General features: G+C 68.3%; 3 protein-coding genes. 2 read left to right on the top strand and 1 reads right to left on the bottom strand.

Going from position 1 to position 2,966, the window contains the following annotated elements; all coding sequences use genetic code 11:
• Nucleotides 1-121: 121 nt before the first annotated feature.
• Together istA and istB are read left to right on the top strand one after the other, a co-directional pair.
• A complete protein-coding gene (istA, locus tag ACSLE4_RS02885) occupies nucleotides 122-1,738 on the top strand; it encodes an IS21 family transposase (protein ID WP_435902987.1) in 1,617 nt (538 codons plus the stop codon).
• Nucleotides 1,735-2,496: an IS21-like element helper ATPase IstB gene (istB, locus tag ACSLE4_RS02880; RefSeq protein ID WP_435902986.1), complete on the top strand. Its 762-nt coding sequence runs from the start codon at nucleotides 1,735-1,737 to the stop codon at nucleotides 2,494-2,496. The genes istA and istB overlap by 4 nt, the downstream gene beginning before the upstream one ends.
• Nucleotides 2,497-2,735: 239 nt before the next feature.
• Here the strand turns inward: istB and ACSLE4_RS02875 are convergent.
• Nucleotides 2,736-2,966: hypothetical protein (locus ACSLE4_RS02875; RefSeq protein WP_435902985.1), on the bottom strand; the 231-nt coding region annotated here is incomplete at its 5' end.

Genomic DNA, 2,966 nt, shown 5'->3' with positions numbered 1-2,966 from the left:
CCTCGGGGAACACCCAAAAGCGGCCAGTTGGGAACGCCTGAAAACCGGCCAGTCGTGAGGAACCGCTCGGGACGTTGACCGCGCCGGGGAGCCCTGCTCTCCCGGCCGGATGGCCAACGTCTTGAAGCACGAGAAACAGGAAGAGATCCGCGCGCTGGGCCGCCTGGGATGGTCGCTGCGGCGCATCGAGGAAGCGACCGGGGTACGCCGGGAGACGATCGCGCGCTACCTGCGCTGGTCGGGGATCCGGGTCCGGCCGCCGCGGGGACGCAATCTCGGGGAAGCACAAGCGGCCAGCCCGGTGGCCACCGACCCCGGTGTGGATTCAAAACCGGCCAGTGAGGTGACCACCGACCCCGGCGCGTTTTCAAAAGCGGCCAGTCCGGCGACCACCGACCTGGAGCGGCCCGGTGGCCGGGGCTGCATCCGGGTGGAGAGCACATGCGAGCCCTACCGCGAGCGGATCACGGGCGCGCTCGAGCACGGCCGAAACGCCAAGGCGATCTGGCAGGACCTGACGGACGAGCACGGGTTTCCGGGCGGCTACGAGAGCGTCAAGCGCTTCGTGCGCAAGCTGCACGGTAGCGCGGTGAGCCTGGCGCATCCGACGATCGTCACGGCGCCGGGCGAGGAGGCCCAGGTGGACTACGGCGAAGGTCCGATGGTCCGCGATCCCGCGAGCGGCAAGTACCGCCGCACGCGCCTCTTCGCGATGACGCTGGGCTGGAGCCGCAAGGCGGTGTGGCTTTTGACCTGGAAGTCGAGCAGCCGGATCTGGTGCGAGCTGCACGAGGAGGCCTTCCGGCGGCTCGGCGGCGTCGTGAAGGTCGTCGTGCTCGACAACCTCCGGGAGGGCGTGCTCGCGCCCGACGTGTACGAGCCGACGCTCAACCCGCTCTACCGCGACATGCTCGCGCACTACGGTGTCGTCGCCTTGCCCGCGCGCGTCGGCCACCCCGATCGCAAGGGCAAGGTCGAGAGCTCGATCGGCTACGCGCAGAAGACTCCGATCAAGGGCCAGCGCTTCGAGAGCATCGAGGAAGCGCAGGCCTACCTCGACCGCTGGACCGAGCGCTGGGCCGACCACCGCATCCACGGCACGACCAAGCGCCAGGTGGCCGTGATGCTCGCCGAGGAGCGGCCGCATCTTGGCCCGCTGCCCGCCGAGCCTTTCCGCTACTACCAGCACGGCAAACGCACGGTGCACCTCGACGGCTGCATCGAGGTCGAGGCGGCGTACTACGGCGCGCCGCCGGGCTGGATCGGGCGCGAGGTCCTGGTGCAGTGGGACGGCGTGCGCGTGCGCCTGCTCGATCCCAAGGGCGGCGCACTCTTGCGCGAGCACCGGCACAAACCTCGCGGCTGGCGGCAAGTGCATCCGAGCGACCGGCCCGAGCGCACACCGATGAGCACGCTCAAGCTCCTCGCTCGCGCCAAGGCTGCTGGAGCCTCGGTCGGGAAGCTGTGCGAGGAGATCCATGCGCGCCGGGAGGAGGGTGGCGTGCGACGGATCCTGGGCGTCCTCTCGCTCGTGAAGAAGTACGGCGCCGCGAGCGCCGAGGCGGCGTGTCAATGCGCGCTGGAAGTCGGCGTGCCCGAGTACCGCTTCGTGAAGAAGTGGCTCGCGCGCCATCCCGCCGCGCCGATCTCGCTGCGTCAGGTCGATCCCCTGATCCGCGAGCTCTCCTTGTACCGCGATCTCGTTTCCCAACTGACCTCTGCCACGGAGTCCTCATGAACCTCGTCGAAATCGGCCGTGCCATGCGCAAGCTCGGCCTCTCGGGAATGGCCGAACACCTGGAGAACCGCCTTCTGGAGGCACAGGCGAGTCGCCTCGTGCCGCTGGATTTCCTCTCGATCCTCGTCTCCGACGAGTTGGAGCGACGCGCCGATCGCCTGGTCGGGCGGCGCATCAAGCAGGCCCGTTTCCGCGATCCCGACAAGTCCCTCGACAACTTCGACTTCGACTTCAACAAGAAGATGAACCGCTCGATCGTCTTCGAGCTGGCCACCGGGCGCTTCCTTTCCAAGGCCGAGGACGCGCTCTTCCAGGGGCCGCCCGGAACCGGCAAGAGCCACCTCGTCCAGGCCATCGGGCGCTCGGTGATCCTGCAGGGCTGGATGGTCGCCTACCGGGAAGCCCACGTGCTCCTGGAGGAGATCGCCGACGCCACGCTCGACGGCACGCGCAAGGACTACCTCGTCCGCATGCAGAAGGTGCCGCTCCTGATCATCGACGACCTCGGCCTGCGCAAGCTCCCCGCCACCGCCGCCGAGGACCTCTTGGAGCTCGTGATGCGCCGCTACGAGCGCACGAGCACGATCCTCACCTCGAACCGGCCCGTGGATGAATGGGGCAAGCTCCTCGGCGACACGACCGCGGTCAGCGCGCTGCTCGATCGGCTCCTGCACCACGCTCACGTGGTCCAGTGCGGACCGCGGAGCTGGCGCATGCAGCGGAAGGGGAACGAGCGGGCCGAACTCGCGCGCGCGTAGATCACGGTGCTCGTCCGCGTGGAGGGGCTCACGCGGCGTGGATAACTCCCTGGCTCGTGGCGGCCGGAGTTACCCACACTGCGTGAACCCCTCCACGCTCGCGCTCGGCGCGCCCCAACTCCGCTGCGCTGCCCAGGAACACCCGGCCGCGGTCGTGGCGTCGGTCACCGAACGTGACCCCACCAAGGAACAGGAAACGTGACCCCTCTGGCGACCCAACCATCAAATCCCTTGCGCGCTCACCCATGCCTGCGATACACCTCCCCCCGTCCTGAGCACCTCGCCACTGGCCGGTTTTGACCCGACCACGACTGGCCGCTTTTGAGGTGATCCCCGAGGGTCAGCTCGTTCACCGCGTTGTGCGTGCGAGTGTCGTCGAGTTCGTCCGTATCGACGAAATCGCCGTCGCCGTTCAAATCCACCTTGTCGCGATCCCAGTTGCCGGTGTGGTTCAGCGTCCATTGCTGGTC

This window comes from Methyloceanibacter sp., from assembly GCF_051306395.1.
Classification (GTDB): Bacteria; Pseudomonadota; Alphaproteobacteria; order Rhizobiales; family Methyloligellaceae; genus Methyloceanibacter.
Note: the sequence above shows the minus strand (reverse complement) of the source record. Positions and strands in the feature narration are given on the sequence as shown.